The sequence below is a fragment of the Streptomyces sp. NPDC005566 genome (genome assembly GCF_040605575.1).
GTDB lineage: Bacteria > Actinomycetota > Actinomycetes > Streptomycetales > Streptomycetaceae > Streptomyces.
Genome location: NZ_JBEXDB010000005.1, coordinates 100,562 through 118,176, shown reverse-complemented (window position 1 = coordinate 118,176; position 17,615 = coordinate 100,562). Strand labels below are relative to the sequence as shown.

General features: G+C 70.6%; 16 protein-coding genes and 1 riboswitch. Of the genes, 13 read left to right on the top strand and 3 right to left on the bottom strand.

Annotated elements, in window-relative coordinates; all coding sequences use genetic code 11:
• Positions 1-135: 135 nt before the first annotated feature.
• Positions 136-999, bottom strand: a complete 864-nt coding sequence (locus ABZS61_RS09685; protein WP_356417618.1) for a DUF4190 domain-containing protein — start codon at positions 997-999, stop codon at positions 136-138.
• A 201-nt stretch (positions 1,000-1,200) separates the two neighbouring features.
• Here ABZS61_RS09685 and ABZS61_RS09680 point away from each other — a divergent pair, with 201 nt between their 5' ends.
• From ABZS61_RS09680 to ABZS61_RS09625, 12 genes are all read left to right on the top strand, one after another.
• Positions 1,201-3,351, top strand: coding sequence for an N-6 DNA methylase (locus ABZS61_RS09680; RefSeq protein WP_356417617.1), 2,151 nt, complete (start codon positions 1,201-1,203; stop codon positions 3,349-3,351).
• Between the two features lie 99 nt (positions 3,352-3,450).
• A complete protein-coding gene (locus ABZS61_RS09675) occupies positions 3,451-4,077 on the top strand; it encodes a hypothetical protein (protein WP_356417616.1) in 627 nt (208 codons plus the stop codon).
• Positions 4,074-5,645: a protein kinase gene (locus ABZS61_RS09670; protein ID WP_356417615.1), complete on the top strand. Its 1,572-nt coding sequence runs from the start codon at positions 4,074-4,076 to the stop codon at positions 5,643-5,645. The genes ABZS61_RS09675 and ABZS61_RS09670 overlap by 4 nt, the downstream gene beginning before the upstream one ends.
• A gap of 161 nt (positions 5,646-5,806) precedes the next feature.
• Entirely contained in the window at positions 5,807-6,463 is a 657-nt protein-coding gene (locus ABZS61_RS09665; RefSeq protein WP_356417614.1) for a SurA N-terminal domain-containing protein, read from the top strand.
• A 59-nt stretch (positions 6,464-6,522) separates the two neighbouring features.
• On the top strand, positions 6,523-7,509 hold the full coding sequence (locus tag ABZS61_RS09660) for a nucleoside triphosphate pyrophosphohydrolase (protein WP_356417613.1): 987 nt from the start codon (positions 6,523-6,525) through the stop codon (positions 7,507-7,509).
• Positions 7,506-8,870, top strand: a complete 1,365-nt coding sequence (locus tag ABZS61_RS09655) for a cytochrome P450 (protein WP_356417612.1) — start codon at positions 7,506-7,508, stop codon at positions 8,868-8,870. The genes ABZS61_RS09660 and ABZS61_RS09655 overlap by 4 nt, the downstream gene beginning before the upstream one ends.
• Positions 8,871-8,975: 105 nt before the next feature.
• Complete coding sequence (locus ABZS61_RS09650; RefSeq protein WP_356417611.1) at positions 8,976-9,938, top strand: transglycosylase family protein; 963 nt, start codon at positions 8,976-8,978, stop codon at positions 9,936-9,938.
• Between the two features lie 290 nt (positions 9,939-10,228).
• Positions 10,229-10,399, top strand: a riboswitch (cyclic di-AMP (ydaO/yuaA leader).
• Entirely contained in the window at positions 10,400-11,089 is a 690-nt protein-coding gene (locus ABZS61_RS09645) for a transglycosylase family protein (protein WP_356417610.1), read from the top strand.
• Positions 11,090-11,429: 340 nt separating this feature from the next.
• Positions 11,430-12,716, top strand: coding sequence for a phosphopyruvate hydratase (gene eno, locus ABZS61_RS09640; protein ID WP_356417609.1), 1,287 nt, complete (start codon positions 11,430-11,432; stop codon positions 12,714-12,716).
• 109 nt (positions 12,717-12,825) lie between these two features.
• On the top strand, positions 12,826-13,296 hold the full coding sequence (locus ABZS61_RS09635; RefSeq protein ID WP_356417608.1) for a septum formation initiator family protein: 471 nt from the start codon (positions 12,826-12,828) through the stop codon (positions 13,294-13,296).
• A 46-nt stretch (positions 13,297-13,342) separates the two neighbouring features.
• Positions 13,343-13,873, top strand: a complete 531-nt coding sequence (locus ABZS61_RS09630; RefSeq protein WP_356417837.1) for a DUF501 domain-containing protein — start codon at positions 13,343-13,345, stop codon at positions 13,871-13,873.
• Between the two features lie 153 nt (positions 13,874-14,026).
• On the top strand, positions 14,027-14,980 hold the full coding sequence (locus ABZS61_RS09625) for a Ppx/GppA phosphatase family protein (protein ID WP_356417607.1): 954 nt from the start codon (positions 14,027-14,029) through the stop codon (positions 14,978-14,980).
• A gap of 11 nt (positions 14,981-14,991) precedes the next feature.
• Here ABZS61_RS09625 and ABZS61_RS09620 read toward each other — a convergent pair whose 3' ends face one another.
• Both ABZS61_RS09620 and ABZS61_RS09615 read right to left on the bottom strand, forming a co-directional pair.
• Positions 14,992-15,261, bottom strand: coding sequence for a type II toxin-antitoxin system RelE/ParE family toxin (locus ABZS61_RS09620; RefSeq protein ID WP_356417606.1), 270 nt, complete (start codon positions 15,259-15,261; stop codon positions 14,992-14,994).
• On the bottom strand, positions 15,258-15,530 hold the full coding sequence (locus ABZS61_RS09615) for a type II toxin-antitoxin system Phd/YefM family antitoxin (protein WP_356260632.1): 273 nt from the start codon (positions 15,528-15,530) through the stop codon (positions 15,258-15,260). The genes ABZS61_RS09620 and ABZS61_RS09615 overlap by 4 nt, the downstream gene beginning before the upstream one ends.
• A 542-nt stretch (positions 15,531-16,072) precedes the next feature.
• On the opposite strand from ABZS61_RS09615, the gene ABZS61_RS09610 reads away from it, so the two are divergent.
• Positions 16,073-17,458, top strand: a complete 1,386-nt coding sequence (locus ABZS61_RS09610; RefSeq protein ID WP_356417605.1) for an NAD(P)/FAD-dependent oxidoreductase — start codon at positions 16,073-16,075, stop codon at positions 17,456-17,458.
• Positions 17,459-17,615 lie beyond the last annotated feature (157 nt).

Sequence of the window (17,615 nt, the reverse complement as noted above, 5' to 3'; positions counted from 1 at the left end):
GGTGTCAGGGGCGGGTACGGGAGGGCCGGACCGGGAGTTGCTGCGCCGGTGGCGGCCGGAACGGGAGTGCGGGGTGTGGCCGGGCCCGGAGTGGCGGGGTGTGGCCGGGCGGCCGGTGCGGCCGGGCCGGGTGGGTCAGAGCGTCAGTTCCCACTGGCTGGCGTCCCAGTCGAAGCCGGGGCTGACCTCGACGCTCAGGTTCTTGGCGTCCGCGGGGGCGTCGAAGGCGAACTGCACGGTGATCTTCTTGCCAGGCAGGACCGTGCCGCTGAAGCCCTCGCCGACCTTCCCGTCGAAGATCTGCTCGGCGTTGACGCCGTCGTCACCGGCACGCGCGTCGACGCTGACGAGTGCGGAGTCGAACTTCTCCTTCGTCTTGTTCTCGATGACGACGGAGACCTTGTAGGCCCGGTTGCCCTTGGTGTGCCCCGCGGCGTACGCGTCGGGTGTGTACGCGGCGGCGCCGCTGACCGTGACCTCGAGACCGTCGTCGTACACGGCGCTGTCACGCCCCGCGAGGGTCTCGCCGACGGCGGGCTCGTCATCGGACTTCGGGGCGTCAGCCGCGTCGCCCTTCGCGCCGCCCTCTGCATCGCCCTTCGCGTCGTCCGCCCCGCCCGGCTTCGCCGAGGCCGAGCTGTCCGCGACGGACTTGTTGATGTCGTTCACCACGTCGTCCACGGCCTTGAAGGTGAGCACCGCGCCGACCACCGACAGGATCAGTGCGACCAGGCCGAGCACGGCGCCGAACGTGGTCACGCCCTTGTTGTTCGCCTCGCCGCGCTTGGCACGGCCCCGCCCCGCGAGGCCCAGGATCAGGGCGATGACGCCGAGGATGCCCGCCAGCCAGAACATGAACGGGATCAGGCCGGAGACGGCACCGATGATGCCGAGGACGAGGGCGGCGGTGCCGAGGCCGTTGCGCACGGGACGCAGACCGGGTTCCTGGGCGGGGGCGTACGGCTGCTGGGGCTGCGGCGGCTGCGTGAACTGGGACATGGCTGTGCCCTCCGGCGACATGCGGGGATGTGTGAGCGGTTCTGTGCGCCACATCGAGTGGCGACAGGTCAATAAGACCAGAGCCTGTGAACCGAGTCAACAACAGTTCACGCGAAACAGGTTGGTCCACAGTGTGAACCGGTGGATCGGTAACCAGTCGGTATGCTCGCCGGCAGGACGGATCTATCGGGGAGACAGCCAGTGCCGGAGAGCTCGACTGAGGTGACCGCGGCCGGGATCGCACGGCTCGCAGGGGTGGGACGTGCGGCCGTGAGCAACTGGCGTCGCCGCCACGCGGACTTCCCGAAGCCGGTCGGCGGCACCGAGACCAGTCCGTCCTTTGCCCTGCCCGAGGTCGAACAGTGGCTGCGCGAGCAGGGAAAACTTGCCGAAGTCCCGCTCCGCGAGCGGGTCTGGCAGCAGCTGTCCGGCCATCCGGCCGGCGCCGTCACCGCCCTGATCCACGCAGGCTGCGCCCTGTTGCTCGTCCGGGACAGGCCCACCGCCTGGCTGGAGATCACGGCCGTCTCGGACGCCCGGATGGCCCGTGTCCTGCCAGGCGCTCTGGACGACGTACTGACGGTGCACTTCGGAGCCGAACGTGCCGTCCACACCCCGGACGCCTCCGATCTGGCGCCCTCGGTCCCGCTCCTGCGTGCCGCCGCGGAGCTGGCGGCCGCGACGGGGGTCCGGAAGGCCTTCGAGTTCCTCTTCGGCAGGCAGCTCGACGCCAATCCGCGCCAGTACACCCTCACACCACCCGATCTGGCCGAGCTGATGGCGGAACTGGCCGAGCAGGACAGGTCCGCCGGCCGCCGGAGCGGAGCGCAGCCCGCCCGCGCCGTCCTGGACCCCGCCGCCGGAACAGGAGCCCTCCTGCGCGCGGTGAGCGGCCCCACGGCGCTGTACGCGCAGGAGGCCGACCCCGAGCTCGCGGCGCTCACCGCGCTCCGGCTCGCGCTGCACTCCGACGGCCCCGCGGGGGCGGACGGGGGCACGCTCACGGTCCGTACCGGCGACACCCTGCGCGCCGACGCCTTCCCCCGCCTGGGCGTGGACGCCGTCCTCTGCCACCCGCCGTTCAACGAGCGCAACTGGGGTCATGACGAGCTGGCCTACGATCCCCGCTGGGAGTACGGCTTTCCCGCCCGCACCGAATCCGAACTCGCCTGGGTCCAGCACGCCCTGGCCCGCCTCCGCGAAGGCGGGACCGCCGTACTGCTGATGCCCCCGGCCGCCGCCTCCCGCCGTTCGGGCCGCCGCATCCGTGCCGACCTGCTGCGCCGGGGCGCCCTGCGCGCCGTCATCGCACTGCCGGCCGGCGCCGCGCCCCCGTACGGGATCCCGCTCCACCTGTGGGTGCTGCGCAAGCCGGGCGCCGCCCACCGCCCCGTGCCCGAACTCCTGCTCGTCGACACCGCCGAGAGCACCGAACCGGCAACGGGCACGGGATCGGCGACAGCCGGTGGCCGCGACCGGATCGACTGGACGGCCGTACGGAGCGCGGCACTCGGGGCCTGGAACGCGTTCACCGAGGACCGCGGGACCGAAGGGAGCGACGGCACGGACGGGACGGGCCGTGTCGACCGCCCCGGAGTCAGCCGCGCCGTCCCCGTGATCGAGCTCCTCGACGACGACGTGGACCTGGCCCCCGCCCGACACCTGCCGCCCCCGGCCTCCGGCGGCGGCGCGGCCGAGCTGATCCGCGTACGGGAACGGCTGGACGACACCCTGAAGCTCACCGCCCGCCTCACCCCGCCGCCCGCAGCCCCCTCCGACCTGGTCCGGCGGCCCCTCACCACAGTCGGTGAACTGGCGCGTGCAGGGGCCCTGCAACTGCGTACCGGCGGTTCGGGCAGTGGCACCGCACCCGTCCTCACCGAGCACGACGTGCTCGCCGGCACGGCCCCCAGCGGTTCACCCACCGCCCCGGCCGTGCCCTCGGAGGACGAGCCGCTCCTTCTCGAACCGGGCGACGTCGTCGTGCCCGTACTGGGCGGCGGCTCGGTCACCCGGGTCGTCGACGAAGCCACCGCGGGTGCCGCGCTCGGCCGCAACCTCCAGCTGCTGCGCCCCGATCCGGCCGCGCTCGACTCCTGGTTCCTCGCCGGGTTCCTGCGCGGCACCGCCAACAACCGGCAGGCCAGCAGCTACGCGTCCACCGCCACGCGGCTCGACGCCCGTCGTCTCCAGCTGCCGCGGCTGCCATTGGCCGAACAGCAGAGGTACGGCGAGCAGTTCCGCGCCCTCGCCGCCTTCGAGGACGCGCTGCGCGCGGCCGGGCGGCTCGGCGGCCGACTGGTCCAGGGTATGTACGACGGGCTCACGGACGGCACGGTCGCGCCGAAGTGATGTGAAGCACAACGGTTGTGCACAACCCGGGACCGGTTGTCCGTGTCGGTGTATACGCTCACACCACCCGTCCGACACACGCCCTTCCAGGAGCAGCACATGCATGGCTACGGCTATCCGCCGGAGCAGCAACCGAGGCGCCGCCCGTCCCAGGCGACGCTCGTCACGCTGCGCGTGGTCTTCGTGGCCCTCACCATGTTGAGCTGTGGGTTCCTCGCCTGGGCAGCGATGCTGAGGCTGGCGATCGTCACCCGCAGGAAGCTCGACTGGTATCTGCTCGCGCTCGTGTTCGTGCTGAACGTGGGACTCATCGTGTTCTTCGGGACGTTGCCCGACGACCCCGACGAGATGACGGACTCGGAGGCGCTCCTCGGCATCGGCTGGCTGTTCGTCGTCCTCGCAGGCACGGTCACGTACTACCTGTACGCCGATATACGCCACTTCGGACCGTACGGCGGTTCGCGCCCGGGGCCGTCCCCGCTCCCGTACGGCGGTTACGTGCCGCAGCAGACCGTGGCGGTCGCACCCACGACGCCCAGGCCCACCTACGGCTACCCGCCCGTCCCGACGCCCCCGGCACAGCCGCCTGCCGCAACGCCTCCGCCCACCCCCGCGACGCCCCCGCCCGCCGGGCCCTCGCCCGCCTCGCCGCAGCGCCTGGACCAGGTGCGCGCCGAGCTCGACGAGTTGAGCGACTACCTCCGCAAGGAGGGCGGCAGCCGGTGAACGGGCGCGTCATCGCCGGGCGGTACGAGCTGGCGACCATCCTCGGCCAGGGCGGCATGGGCCAGGTCTGGACGGCGTACGACCAACGCCTGGACCGCCGGGTCGCGGTCAAGCTCCTGCGTCCCGACCGGGTCGCCGGCCCCTCCGGCAGCGGTGCGGCCGAAGAACTGCGCCGCCGGTTCGTCCGGGAGTGCCGGGTCACCGCCCAGGTCGACCACCCCGGTCTGGTCACGGTCCACGACGCGGGCGGCGACGACGACGACCTCTACCTCGTCATGCAGTACGTGGAGGGCGCCGACCTCGCCGACCACCTGGCCGAGCACGCCCCGTACCCGTGGCCCTGGGCCGTCGCGATCGCCGCCCAGCTCTGCGCCGTGCTCTCCGCGGTGCACGCGGTGCCGATCGTCCACCGCGACCTGAAGCCCCGCAACGCGATGGTCAGGCCCGACGGCACCGTCGTCGTGCTCGACCTCGGTGTCGCCTCCGTCCTGGACACCGACACGACCCGCCTGACGCACACGGGCTCACCGATCGGCTCCCCGGCCTACATGGCCCCCGAGCAGGCGATGGGCGGCGCGGTCGGCCCGTACACCGATCTGTACGCACTCGGGGTGCTCCTCCACGAACTGCTCAGCGGCGATGTGCCGTTCGCGGGTTCCACCGCCCTCGGAGTGCTGCACCGCCATCTCTACGAGCCGCCCCTCCCGGTCCGTCATCTCCGGCCCGAGGTTCCCGAGGCGCTGGAGGCGCTCGTACTGAGGCTCCTCTCCAAGGACCCGCAGCACCGCCCTGCCTCCGCCCAGGAGGTGTACGAGTCGCTGCGCCCGCTGCTGCCCGTCGGGGGCGCACCGACAGGCCCGCTCGACCCGACCCGGCCCTTCCTCCGGCCCCACGCACCCTGGCCGGACCGGGCGGCCACCCCTGCGTCCGTGCCCGTGCCTGCCTCCGTGCCCCTGCCCGCGCAGCAGACGGCGACGACCCATGCGCCACCCGCCCGCCGGGATGTCGCACAGGCGGTCGACGAGGTGAAGCAGCTCATCGGCGAGGGCCGGATCACCCAGGCCGTGGACATCCTGGGCGGCATCCTCCCGGCAGCCGCGGCCGAGCACGGGGAGCACTCCCCGGTCGTCCGGATCCTGCGCAAGCAGTACGCGGCCACGCTGATGGACGACGGGCAGTACCGCCGCGCCCTGCCCGAACTGCGCCGTCTCGCCGACGACCGCACCGCCGAGGCGGGCCCGGCCGACGCCCAGACCCTGCAGTTCCGCTACGACGCGGCGCAGTGCCTGGAGCAGCTGGGCGAGGCGGCCGCGGCCCTCACCGAGTACCGCGCGGTCCTCCCGTACTACGAGAACGCCTACGGGGCGCCACCCCCGGACCGTTCCCGGGCCTACGACATCCGGCACCGCATCGGGCACCTGCTGCTCGCGGTCGGCGACCACGCGGCGGGGCGCCGGCAGCTGCAGGGGCTGCTCTACGACGCGGAGCGCACGTACGGTCCGCACCATCCGCTCCCCGTCGAACTGCGCAGGCAGCTCACCCATCAGCAGGACGTGCGCGGCGGCTGAGACCCGCCCCGGCGGGGCCCCGCGAGGTCCGCCGCCGCACCGCATCCCCAACTCCTCCCGAATCGTTGGTCGAATCAGTGGCCCGAACCTCTTCCACTGCCTAACATCGATCACCGCAAGGCTTTGTGCACTGATGCACAAACTCTCCCCGGGAGGCTCCTTTGCACCGCCGACGTCGCACCGCGCTCGCCGTATCCGTAGCCACGCTCGTCGCGGCGCCCCTCCTGACCGCCTGTGGCAGCGAGGCGCACCCAGGCGCCGCAGCCGTGGTCGGCGGGGACCGGGTCGACATGTCCACGGTCCAGGAGCAGGCGGCGGAGGTGCGCACTGCGCAGGAGGGCTCGAAGGGGTCCGCACAGCTGGTGCAGAAGTCCGGGCAGCTCACCCGGGCCAAGCTGCACGGGATCGTGTTCGGCATGGTCCTGGACCGGGCCGCGAAGGACGCGGGGGTGACCGTCAGCCGCAAGGAGATCCAGCAGATCCGCCAGGCGGCTGCCGCGCAGTCCGGTGGTGACACGGGCCTGCAGACCATGATGCTGGAGCAGCGCTGGGTCGCCCCGGACCAGATCGAGGACGATCTGCGCAAGGAGGTCCAGCTGCCGAAGCTGGCCCAGGCGCTCGGCGCCGACCTGCAGACGCCCGCCGGGCAGCAGGCCGTCGGCGAGGCTCTCACCAAGGCGTCGAAGGCCCTGCACGTCGACGTCAACCCGCGCTTCGGCACCTGGGACGACAAGAAGGTGCAGCTGAGCACCTACAAGGCTCCGTGGATCAACCAGGTCACCAAGTTCCAGGCGCAGGAACCCCAGTCGGGCGCCTGACCGGGGGGCGGGGCCGGGAGCCAGGACCGGGAGGGTCCCGGCCGGGGTAGGTTCGGAGGGTGAACGCTGAAGCCCCCGGCCGTATCGTCCTGCTCACCGCCAGCCACCGGGTCGCGCCCGGTCTGCTGTCCTGGCCCGCCTGGCAGACGCTGCAGGCCGCCGACGGGGTGCTCTGCGCCGAGCGGGACCATCCGCAACTGCCGTATCTGCGCGAGGCCGGAATCATGGTCGAGCACGTCGCACCGTCGGCCGAGGAACTCGTCGACGCCTGCGCGGCCGGCCGGACCGTGGTGGTCCTCGTGGGCGGCGAGGGCAATCAGCCGCTCACCGACGGCCTGGCCCGGCTCGGCGGTTCGGGCCGGGTGCAGATGCCGGACCTGGAACTGCTGCCCGGCTCCTACGACCTGCCGGGCGCCCGGCTCCTCGATCTGGTCCAGGTCATGGACCGGATCAGGCGGGAATGCCCGTGGACCTCGCAGAAGACGCACAAGGGACTCGCGAAGTACGCCATCGAGGAGGCGTACGAACTGGTCGAGGCCATCGAGTACGGTGACCGCGAGGAGCTGCGCGAGGAGCTCGGGGACGTTCTGCTCCAGGTCGTCTTCCACGCCCGGATCGCGCAGGAGGACCCGGACGAGCCCTTCGCCATCGACGATGTCGCGGCGACGATCGTCGAGAAGCTGATCCACCGTCATCCGCATGTCTTCGGCGACGCGACCGCGGAGACCCCGGAGGACGTCCACGCGCACTGGCTGCGGACCAAGGCGATCGAGAAGCAGCGCGATTCGGTCACCGACGGGGTGCCGCTGGGCCAGCCCGGTCTGGCCCTGGCCGCCAAGCTGGGCAGCCGGGCCCGTGCCGCCGGGCTCGATGTCGCGCTTCCGGAGGGAGACTCGGTCGGCTACCGGCTTCTCGCCCTCGCCGTACGCGCCGAACAGGACGGCACGGACCCGGAGGCAGCCCTGCGGGCCGCCGCCCGTACCTACCGGGACGCGATCCGGGCGGTGGAGGGGCACGGGGGCGCTCCGGATAACGTCGAGGAGTGAACGACAGCCCCGCCGACACCCCCGCGCCCGACGCGACGCAGAACGCAGCGCCCGACGCGACGCAGGACGCAGCGTCCGAAGCAACGCAGGACGCAGCGTCCGAAGCACCCGAACTCTTCACGTGGGAGTTCGCCACCGACCCGTACCCCGCCTACGCCTGGCTCCGCGAGCACAGCCCCGTGCACCGCACCGCGCTGCCCAGCGGAGTCGAGGCCTGGCTGGTGACCCGGTACGCGGATGCCAAGCAGGCCCTCGCCGACACCCGGCTCTCCAAGAACCCGGCGCACCACGCCGGGCCGGCGAACGCCAAGGGGAAGACGGGCATCCCGGGGGAGCGCCAGGCGGACCTGATGACGCACCTCCTGAACATCGACCCGCCGGACCACACCCGCCTGCGCCGGCTCGTCACCAAGGCGTTCACCCCGCGCCGCGTCGCGGAGTTCGCGCCCCGCGTGCAGGAGCTGACGGACCGCCTCATCGACACGTTCATCGAGGAGGGGAAGGCGGACCTCATCCACGACTTCGCCTTCCCGCTCCCCATCTACGCGATCTGTGACCTGCTGGGGGTGCCCCCGGAGGACCAGGACGACTTCCGGGACTGGGCGGGCATGATGATCAGGCACGGCGGCGGTCCGCGCGGCGGAGTGGCCAGGTCGGTCAAGAAGATGCGCGGCTACCTTGCCGAACTCATCCACCGCAAACGGGAGAATCCCGGCGACGACCTGATCTCGGGACTGATCCGGGCAAGTGACCACGGCGAGCACCTGACCGAGAACGAAGCCGCGGCGATGGCCTTCATCCTGCTGTTCGCCGGCTTCGAGACCACGGTCAACCTCATCGGCAACGGCACCTACGCGCTGCTCCGCAACCCGGAACAGCGCGAGCTGCTCCAGCGCTCGATCGAGGCGGGGGAGACGGAGCTGCTGGCCACGGGGATCGAGGAGTTGCTGCGGTACGACGGTCCGGTGGAGCTCGCCACCTGGAGGTACGCCACGGAACCCGTGACGCTGGGCGGACAGCGCATCGGGGCCGGGGACCCCGTTCTCGTGGTGCTCGCCGCCGCCGACCGGGACCCGGAGCGCTTCCGCGATGCGGACACGCTGGATCTCGCACGGAGTGACAATCAGCACCTCGGGTACGGGCACGGCATCCACTACTGCCTGGGTGCACCGCTGGCCAGGCTGGAGGGCCGGGCGGCATTGGCGACGCTGCTGCGACGCCTCCCCGACCTGCGGCTCGCTGCAGAACCTACCGATTTGCGCTGGCGGGGCGGGCTCATCATGCGTGGACTGCGCACTCTTCCTGTGGAGTTCGGTCCCGGGACGCCGCTCGGAAAAAGTGACACTCTGTCAACTCTGTGACTTTCACGTGATCTCCGCTGCATCGACTTGTGACACACGTTCGAGTGCGGCTAGGTTCACCGTTCGACTCACCAGTCACACGTCAGTCACACGGAAGGCAATCCCATGGGCTCCGCGAACGGCAGACACCGTCGCCCTCGGCAGGCACCCGCCATCGTCGTCGCCGCAGGCGTCACAGGGTCGGCCATCGCCATCCCGCTGCTCGGCGCAACGGGTGCGCACGCAGCCGACGCCTCGACCTGGGACCGGGTCGCCGAGTGCGAGAGCGGTGGCATGTGGAGCGCCGACCTCGGCAACGGCTACTACGGCGGCCTGCAGCTCTCGCAGGACACCTGGTCGGCCTACGGCGGCACGGCGTTCGCGCCCCGCGCCGACCTGGCCAGCCGCTCGCAGCAGATATCCGTGGCGGAGAAGGTGCTCGACGACCAGGGGGTGACGGCGTGGGCCAGCTGCGCGGTGATCTCCGGACTCGCACTCGACAACACGCTCCCGGGTGTCGACCCGGGCAGTGAGCCGACCACCGAGCCGTCGGACGACGCGACCCCGTCCGGCGACGCGTCGGACACCCCCTCGTCCGATGCGTCGGACAACGCGAGCGGGAACAGGAACACGGACAGCAGGGGTGGCGATACCGGCAAGGTCGACAAGTCGACCGGATCCGACACGTCCGACTCCTCTCCCTCGCCCGAGACGTCCGAGGCCTCCGACGGATCGACGGAAGCGCCGGGCGGTAAGCACCGCGGCACTCCGGCCCCGGAGGCGAGCGCCGGTGCGGGCTCGACGGACGGGCGCGAGTCCGGTCGGCACGCGTCGCGCGGTGACGCCGAAGCGCGCAAGGGCGGCGACGGCACCTACACCGTCCGCACCGGAGACAACCTCTGGGCGATCGCGGACGCGCAGGAGCTGCCCGGCGGCTGGACGGCGCTCTACGAGGCGAACAAGGACGAGCTGGGCTCCGACCCGGACCTGATCCTTCCCGGGCAGAACCTCGACCTGGGTCTCGACCTGGGCGCCCAGGCGGACGAGAAGAGCGCCGAGGCCGGTGCGGAAGCCGCTGTCGGCAACTGATCCAATTCGGGAAAACACCCCAAAAGCGGGGGCAGTTCAGAGGCCTATGTCCACTTATGTCTAAGTGAGACATGGGTCTCTTTGCGTCAACTCACGCGTCTCGCCCGCCGGGTTCGCCGACGACGCCTCCGACCTGCGGAAATGATCCCTCGCCCGGTGCGAGTACGGGCTGATTGTCCGTGATGTCCATCTTTGAATGTGGGGGTTGCCTATGTTTACGGTCGGAACCGCTCGCACCGCGGGCACCTTCGACCGTCACGCCGAATCCTGCCGTCGGCCGAAGGGATTCGACGCGTAAAGCGCCGTAGGCAGGAGCGGGGGACCCAGGTAAGTGCCGGACCCGGCCGTCGGAAGACGGGTGAGGGTCGGCTCGGGGTGAAGTCGCTCGCCAGTGCGAGCGACCGGGCAACTCACAGGCCCGAACCCGACAGCTCACCTCGTAGGCGTCGGTGAGGAGAACCATGCTGCTTTCGAGCAAGGGCAAGCACCGTCGCCCGTCCAAGGCCGTCCGTATCGCCACCCTGGCCGGCGTCGCCGGTGCCGCGGTCGCCGTCCCGCTGATGGGTGCGACCGGCGCCTCCGCCGCTTCCGTCGCCACGTGGGACGCCGTCGCGCAGTGCGAGTCCGGTGGCAACTGGTCCATCAACACCGGCAACGGCTACTACGGCGGTCTGCAGTTCTCGCAGTCCAGCTGGGCAGCCGCCGGCGGTACGCAGTTCGCCGCCCGCGCCGACCTGGCCACCAAGGCTCAGCAGATCACCGCAGCCGAGAAGCTTCTCGACCTGCAGGGCCCGGGCGCCTGGGCCTGCGCCGGTGCCGGCGGCCTGACCAACGACGGTGTGGACCCGGGTGTCGACACCGCCGCGCCGAGCGCCGACAAGGCCGCCCAGCCGGAGCGCAAGGCCGAGCAGCCCACCACGCGCAGCGAGAAGCGCACCGCCCCCGAGGCCTCGAAGACCGTCACGACCCCGACCGGCGACAAGGTCAAGAAGGGTGACGGCGAGTACAAGGTGAAGGCCGGCGACACCCTGAGCACGATCGCCGACGCGAAGAAGGTCAAGGGCGGCTGGCAGAAGCTGTTCAAGCTCAACGACGACATCGTCGAGGACGCCGACCTGATCTTCCCGGGTCAGCAGCTCCACCTGAAGTAGTCCCGGGTCTCTCCTCCCCGAAGGCTTCAGGGCCGCGGAAGGGTGTCCGGCGGCACCCGACGTGTTCCCTCCCGGCCCGGCGCACTCACCCCCGTGTGCGCCGGGCCGGGGTCGTGTCCGCGGTGTGCCGCACGGGCCCACCGCGGACGGGATCGTTCAACTCTTGCGGTTACCGGTCAGTAGATTTCTGGACCTTTGCCCGGAATGCAAGCCCTTGGGTCCTTTTTCGTCCCAGGGGACGGGCGGTCGGCCGACGCAGGGGGCAGAGCCGGTTAGGCTCGGGGCGCAAGGCCACAGTGACCCTGCACAACCAGCGTCATATCCCAGAAGGAGATGCCTCGTGCCGTCCATCGACGTCGTCGTAGCCAGGGAAATCCTCGACTCCCGGGGAAACCCCACGGTCGAGGTCGAGGTTGGCCTCGACGACGGCAGCACGGGACGTGCTGCTGTTCCGTCCGGCGCCTCCACCGGTGCGTTCGAGGCCATCGAGCTTCGCGACGGTGACCCCAACCGCTACCACGGCAAGGGTGTCGAGAAGGCCGTCCTCGCCGTCATCGAGCAGATCGGCCCGGAGCTCGTCGGGTACGACGCCACCGAGCAGCGCCTCATCGACCAGGCGATGTTCGACCTCGACGCCACCGAGAACAAGGGCTCCCTCGGCGCCAACGCCATCCTCGGCGTCTCGCTGGCCGTGGCCCACGCCGCGTCCGAGGCGTCCGACCTGCCGCTGTTCCGCTACCTCGGCGGCCCGAACGCGCACCTGCTGCCCGTTCCGATGATGAACATCCTGAACGGCGGCTCGCACGCCGACTCCAACGTGGACATCCAGGAGTTCATGATCGCGCCGATCGGCGCCGAGTCGTTCTCCGAGGCCCTTCGCTGGGGCGCGGAGATCTACCACACGCTGAAGAAGGTCCTGAAGACCAAGGGCCTGTCCACCGGTCTCGGTGACGAGGGCGGCTTCGCCCCGAACCTCGAGTCCAACCGCGCCGCCCTGGACCTGATCCTCGAAGCCGTCAAGGAAGCCGGTTACGTCCCGGGCCGCGACATCGCGCTCGCCCTCGACGTCGCCGCGTCCGAGTTCTACAAGGACGGCACGTACGAGTTCGAGGGCAAGTCCCGCTCGGCCGCCGAGATGACCGAGTACTACGAGGAGCTCGTCTCCGCGTACCCGCTGGTCTCCATCGAGGACCCGCTGTACGAGGACGACTGGGCCGGCTGGAAGGTCATCACCGACAAGCTCGGCGGCAAGGTGCAGATCGTCGGTGACGACCTGTTCGTCACCAACCCCGAGCGCCTGGCCCGTGGCATCGAGGAGGGCTCGGCCAACGCCCTGCTCGTCAAGGTCAACCAGATCGGTTCGCTGACCGAGACCTTGGACGCCGTCGAGCTGGCCCAGCGCAACGGCTTCAAGTGCATGATGTCCCACCGCTCCGGTGAGACCGAGGACGTCACCATCGCCGACCTCGCCGTCGCCGTGAACTGCGGCCAGATCAAGACCGGCGCCCCGGCCCGCTCGGACCGTGTCGCCAAGTACAACCAGCTGCTGCGCATCGAGGAGATCCTCGACGACGCCGCGGTGTACGCGGGCCGTTCGGCCTTCCCGCGGTTCCGCTTCGAGGGCTGAGAGCCCGGCAGCAGGAGCTGAGCCGCCCTTCGGGGCACCAGCCTCCGTCCGTCCCCGCACTCGGTCCCGTACCGTGTGCGGGGACGGACGTGCGTAATGGGGAGGCGAGATGGCCGGGAAGGACCGCGACCGGTTCTCCACCGCGACCAGGCTGCGGCTGCTCGGGGAGCAGACCGCGGCGCGCGTGTACCGGTCCCAGAACCGCCGCCAGGCCCGCCGCTCCCGGCTCACCGGCAGGGCCGCGTTCCTGGCCCTGATCGTCTGCTCCCTGGTCGTCGCCCTCGCCTACCCGATGAGGCAGTACATCTCCCAGCGCGACGAGATCGCCGATCAGGAGAGGCTCACGCAGGAGGCGCACCGGCGGACCGAGGAGCTGCGCGACGAGAAGGCGCGGCTCAAGGACGACGCGTACATCCGGCGACTCGCGCGCCAGCACCTCCACTACGTCATGCCCGGGGAGACCGGTTTCACGGTGATCGACCCGGACGCAGCCGAGGTGCGCCGCGGTGAAGCGGGTGCGCCGGGCAGGCCCTGGCACTCGAACCTCTGGGACGGCGTCGACAGCGCAGACCGCGGCTGACCCCGCTCCCGTACATACAGACCGACCGATGACATTCAAGGCAGGCATGGACACGCCCCCTCCGCAGACCGAATCCACCGCGCCCACCGAGGCGGACATCGCCGCGTTCGAGCAGCAGCTCGGCCGGCCGCCGCGCGGGCTGCGCGCCATCGCGCACCGCTGCCCGTGCGGCAACCCGGACGTGGTGGAGACGCAGCCCCGTCTGGAGGACGGCACGCCGTTCCCGACGACGTTCTACCTGACCTGTCCGCGTGCCGCGTCCGCGATCGGCACGCTGGAGGCCAACGGGGTCATGAAGGAGATGACCGAGCGCCTCACCACGGACCCGGAGCTGGCCGCCGCGTACCGTGCCGCGCACGAGGACTACATCGCGCGCCGTGACGCCATCGAGGTCCTGGAGGGCTTCCCCAGCGCCGGCGGCATGCCGGACCGGGTGAAGTGCCTGCACGTGCTGGTCGGCCACTCGCTGGCGGCGGGCCCCGGGGTCAACCCGCTGGGCGACGAGGCCATCGCGATGCTGCCGCAGTGGTGGGCCAAGGGCCCGTGCGTGTCGCCGTGCGACGCCGAAGGGGCCTGACCTCCCGCACCCCGGGGCCCGGCCCCGCACCCCGGTTCCCGAGAGTCAGGAGGGGCTCGGTCGTGCGGGCTCGGCCCGCACGACCGAGCCCCTCCTGCGATCGAGGAGCGGGTCCGGGGCGGAGCCCCCGTAACCACGACCACAGGAGCTCGCATGACCCGTGTTGCCGCCATCGACTGCGGTACCAACTCCATCCGCCTGCTCATCGCCGACGCGGACCCCGTCTCCGGCAGTTTCACCGAGCTCGACCGCCGGATGCTGATCGTGCGGCTCGGCCAGGGCGTCGACCGCACCGGGCGGCTGGCTCCGGAAGCCCTGGAGCGCACCTTCGCCGCCTGCCGTGAGTACGCCGCGGCGATCAAGGAGCTCGGCGCCGAGAGGATTCGCTTCGTCGCCACCTCCGCGTCCCGCGACGCGGAGAACAGTGCCGTGTTCGTCCAGGGTGTCCTGGACATCCTGGGTGTCGAGCCCGAGGTCATCAGTGGTGACCAGGAGGCGCAGCTCTCCTTCGACGGCGCCACCAAGGAGCTGGCGGGCAGCGACCATCTGGAGAAGCCCTATCTCGTCGTGGACATCGGCGGCGGCTCCACCGAGTTCGTCGTCGGCGACGACGCCGTCCGCGCGGCCCGGTCCGTGGACATCGGCTGCGTCCGGATGACCGAGCGTCACCTCGTCGAGGACGGCGTGGTCGTCGACCCGCCCACGCCCGGCCGGATCGCCGCGATCCGCGCGGACATCGACGCGGCCCTCGACCTGGCGGAGGAGGCCGTGCCGCTCGCCGAGGCGGCCACACTCGTCGGATTGGCCGGCACCGCCGTCACCGTCGCCGCGATCGCGCTCGGTCTGCAGGAGTACGACTCCGAGGCGATCCACCACTCCCGGGTCTCCCTGGACCAGGTCCGGGACATCACCGGACGGCTGCTCTCGTCGACGCACGAGGAGCGGGCGGCGATCCCCGCGATGCACCCGGGGCGGGTCGATGTGATCACCGCGGGAGCGCTTGTCCTGCTCGCGGTGATGGAACGGACCGGAGCTCGGGAGGTCGTCGTCAGCGAGCACGACATTCTCGATGGGATCGCCTGGTCTTTGGTAGTCGACGTGAGGTGAGAGGCGGGGCGCTACACGTTGCGGTAGACGTCCCGCCGGTCGCCCACCCTGACCACGAGGATGACGAGTTCACCGTCGTTGATCCGGTAGGCGACCCGGTAGCTGCCGACCCGGAGCCGGTAGAGCCCTGAGGGGCCGGTGAGCTTCTTGACGTCGGCGTCCTCACGGTACGGATCGTCGCCGAGCGCGGTCAGCGCGGTCAGGATGCGCATGGCATCGTGTCGGCTGATGGTCCGGAGCTGCCGCTGTGCTGCCGTGGTGAACCGGAACGCGTACTTCACGCCGCGCCTTCACCGCGCTCGCTGAACAGATCCGCCAGCAGCTCGGCCATCGAAACGGTGGGCCCGCCGTCGGCCAGCACCGCTTCCGCCTCGCGGGCCAGCAGCACGTCGGCAGCCTCCTCCAGTGCCTCGAAGTCGGTGATCGGCACGACCGCGGCCACCGGGGCGCCGTTGCGTGTGATGACTGTCGGAGTGCCTTCCTCGGCCCGGTTGATGTGCTCCGCGAGGTGTGCGCGTGCTTCCCTGACGGTCACGGTGTTATCGGTCATGGATCCAGTGTACGCACTTATGTGTACACGTTGCCAGGCGTGGGAGTCGCGTTTGTGGTGCATCCTCGATGGGATCGCCTGGTCCGCAGCATGATCACAGCGCCGTGGGCCGATCGGTGAGATCACGCTCATGCGCACTCCGGCCTGCACCTTTGAGCCTTCCGGGGGCTCTTGGGGCCGGTTGGCGGAGGCCTTCCGCGAGGCGCCGCGACGAACTTCGTGAACTTCTTCACAAGGAATTCGGCTCCCCTGGGTGAAGTTCGGCTCCCGAGGGACCGCGCGCGCACCCCGCAAGGCCCCGGTGCGGGGCTGCGGGGAGGTTTCGGGGGTATGGCGCGCATGTGAAGCGGGGCTTTGGTTCGGGCCACTCGGTGGCACAAGGACCAGCTCACAAGTGGTGAACAACGTTCGCCGAGGCCCCGTGGTTCCCCTCCGGAGCCATGACCTGGGTCACGTGGGCGGCGAAGTGTAGCAGAGGGTGGCGCATACCTTGTGAAGGGGCTCACGAGCGTGCCCCCCGAGGGGGGTGGATACTCGATGGCATGAGCACCACGGAGCGTCCCAGGATCCTCGTTGTAGGCGGTGGGTACGTAGGCCTGTACGCAGCTCGTCGCATTCTGAAGAAGATGCGGTACGGGGAGGCGACCGTCACGGTCGTCGACCCACGCTCGTACATGACGTACCAGCCCTTCCTCCCCGAAGCTGCTGCCGGCAGCATCTCGCCTCGGCATGTCGTCGTCCCGCTGCGACGCGTGCTGCCCAAGGCAGAGGTTCTCACCGGCCGTGTCACGACCATCGACCAGGACCGCAAGGTCGCCACGATCGCGCCGCTCGTCGGCGAGGCCTATGAGCTGCCCTTCGACTACCTGGTCATCGCGATGGGCGCGGTCTCCCGCACCTTCCCGATCCCCGGCCTCGCCGAGCAGGGCATCGGCATGAAGGGCATCGAGGAGTCCATCGGTCTGCGCAACCACGTCCTCGAGCAGCTGGACAAGGCTGACTCGACGACCGATGAGGACGTCCGCCGCAAGGCGCTGACGTTCGTCTTCGTGGGCGGCGGCTTCGCCGGTGCGGAGACCATCGGCGAGGTCGAGGACATGGCGCGCGACGCGGCGAAGTACTACACGAGCGTGAAGCGCGAGGACATGCGCTTCATCCTCGTCGACGCCGCCGACAAGATCCTTCCCGAGGTCGGCCCGAAGCTGGGCGCGTACGGCAAGGAGCACCTCGAGAGCCGCGGTGTGGAGATCTACCTCTCCACCTCCATGGACTCGTGCGTCGACGGTCACGTCGTCCTGAAGAACGGCCTCGAGGTCGACTCCAGCACGATCGTGTGGACGGCCGGCGTGAAGCCGAACCCGGCGCTGGCCCGCTTCGGCCTGCCGCTCGGTCCGCGTGGCCACGTCGACACGTCCGAGAAGCTCCAGGTGCAGGGCACCGACTACATCTGGGCCGCGGGCGACAACGCCCAGGTTCCGGACCTGGTCGGCCGCAAGGCCGGCAACCCGAACGCCTGGTGCCCGCCGAACGCCCAGCACGCTCTGCGCCAGTCCAAGGTCCTCGGTGACAACGTCATCTCCGGCATGCGGGGCTTCCCGCAGAAGGACTACAGTCACGCCAACAAGGGTGCGGTCGCCGGTCTGGGCCTGCACAAGGGCGTCGCGATGATCGTCGTGGGCAAGGTGAAGATCAAGCTCAAGGGCCGTCTCGCCTGGTACATGCACCGTGGTTACCACGGCATGGCGATGCCGACCTGGAACCGCAAGATCCGGATCTTCGCCGACTGGACGCTCGCGATGTTCCTCAAGCGCGAGGTCGTCTCGCTCGGCGCCATGGAGACGCCGCGCGAGGAGTTCTACGAGGCGGCCAAGCCGCATCCCGCCCCGGTCGCAGCCAAGGCCGAGGGCGAGAAGGCCAAGGCCTCCTAGTACCTGCACGTCACCGAAGGGGTCGTCCGCCATCCGTGGTGCGGACGGCCCCTTCGGCATGTCTCCGGCGCGCACCAAGTAGATGGAGTGTGCAGGTATTTTGCCGTTCCGTTGCCGAGGAGCGGGATGGCATACCCGCCCGGCGGTGTTGACGCAG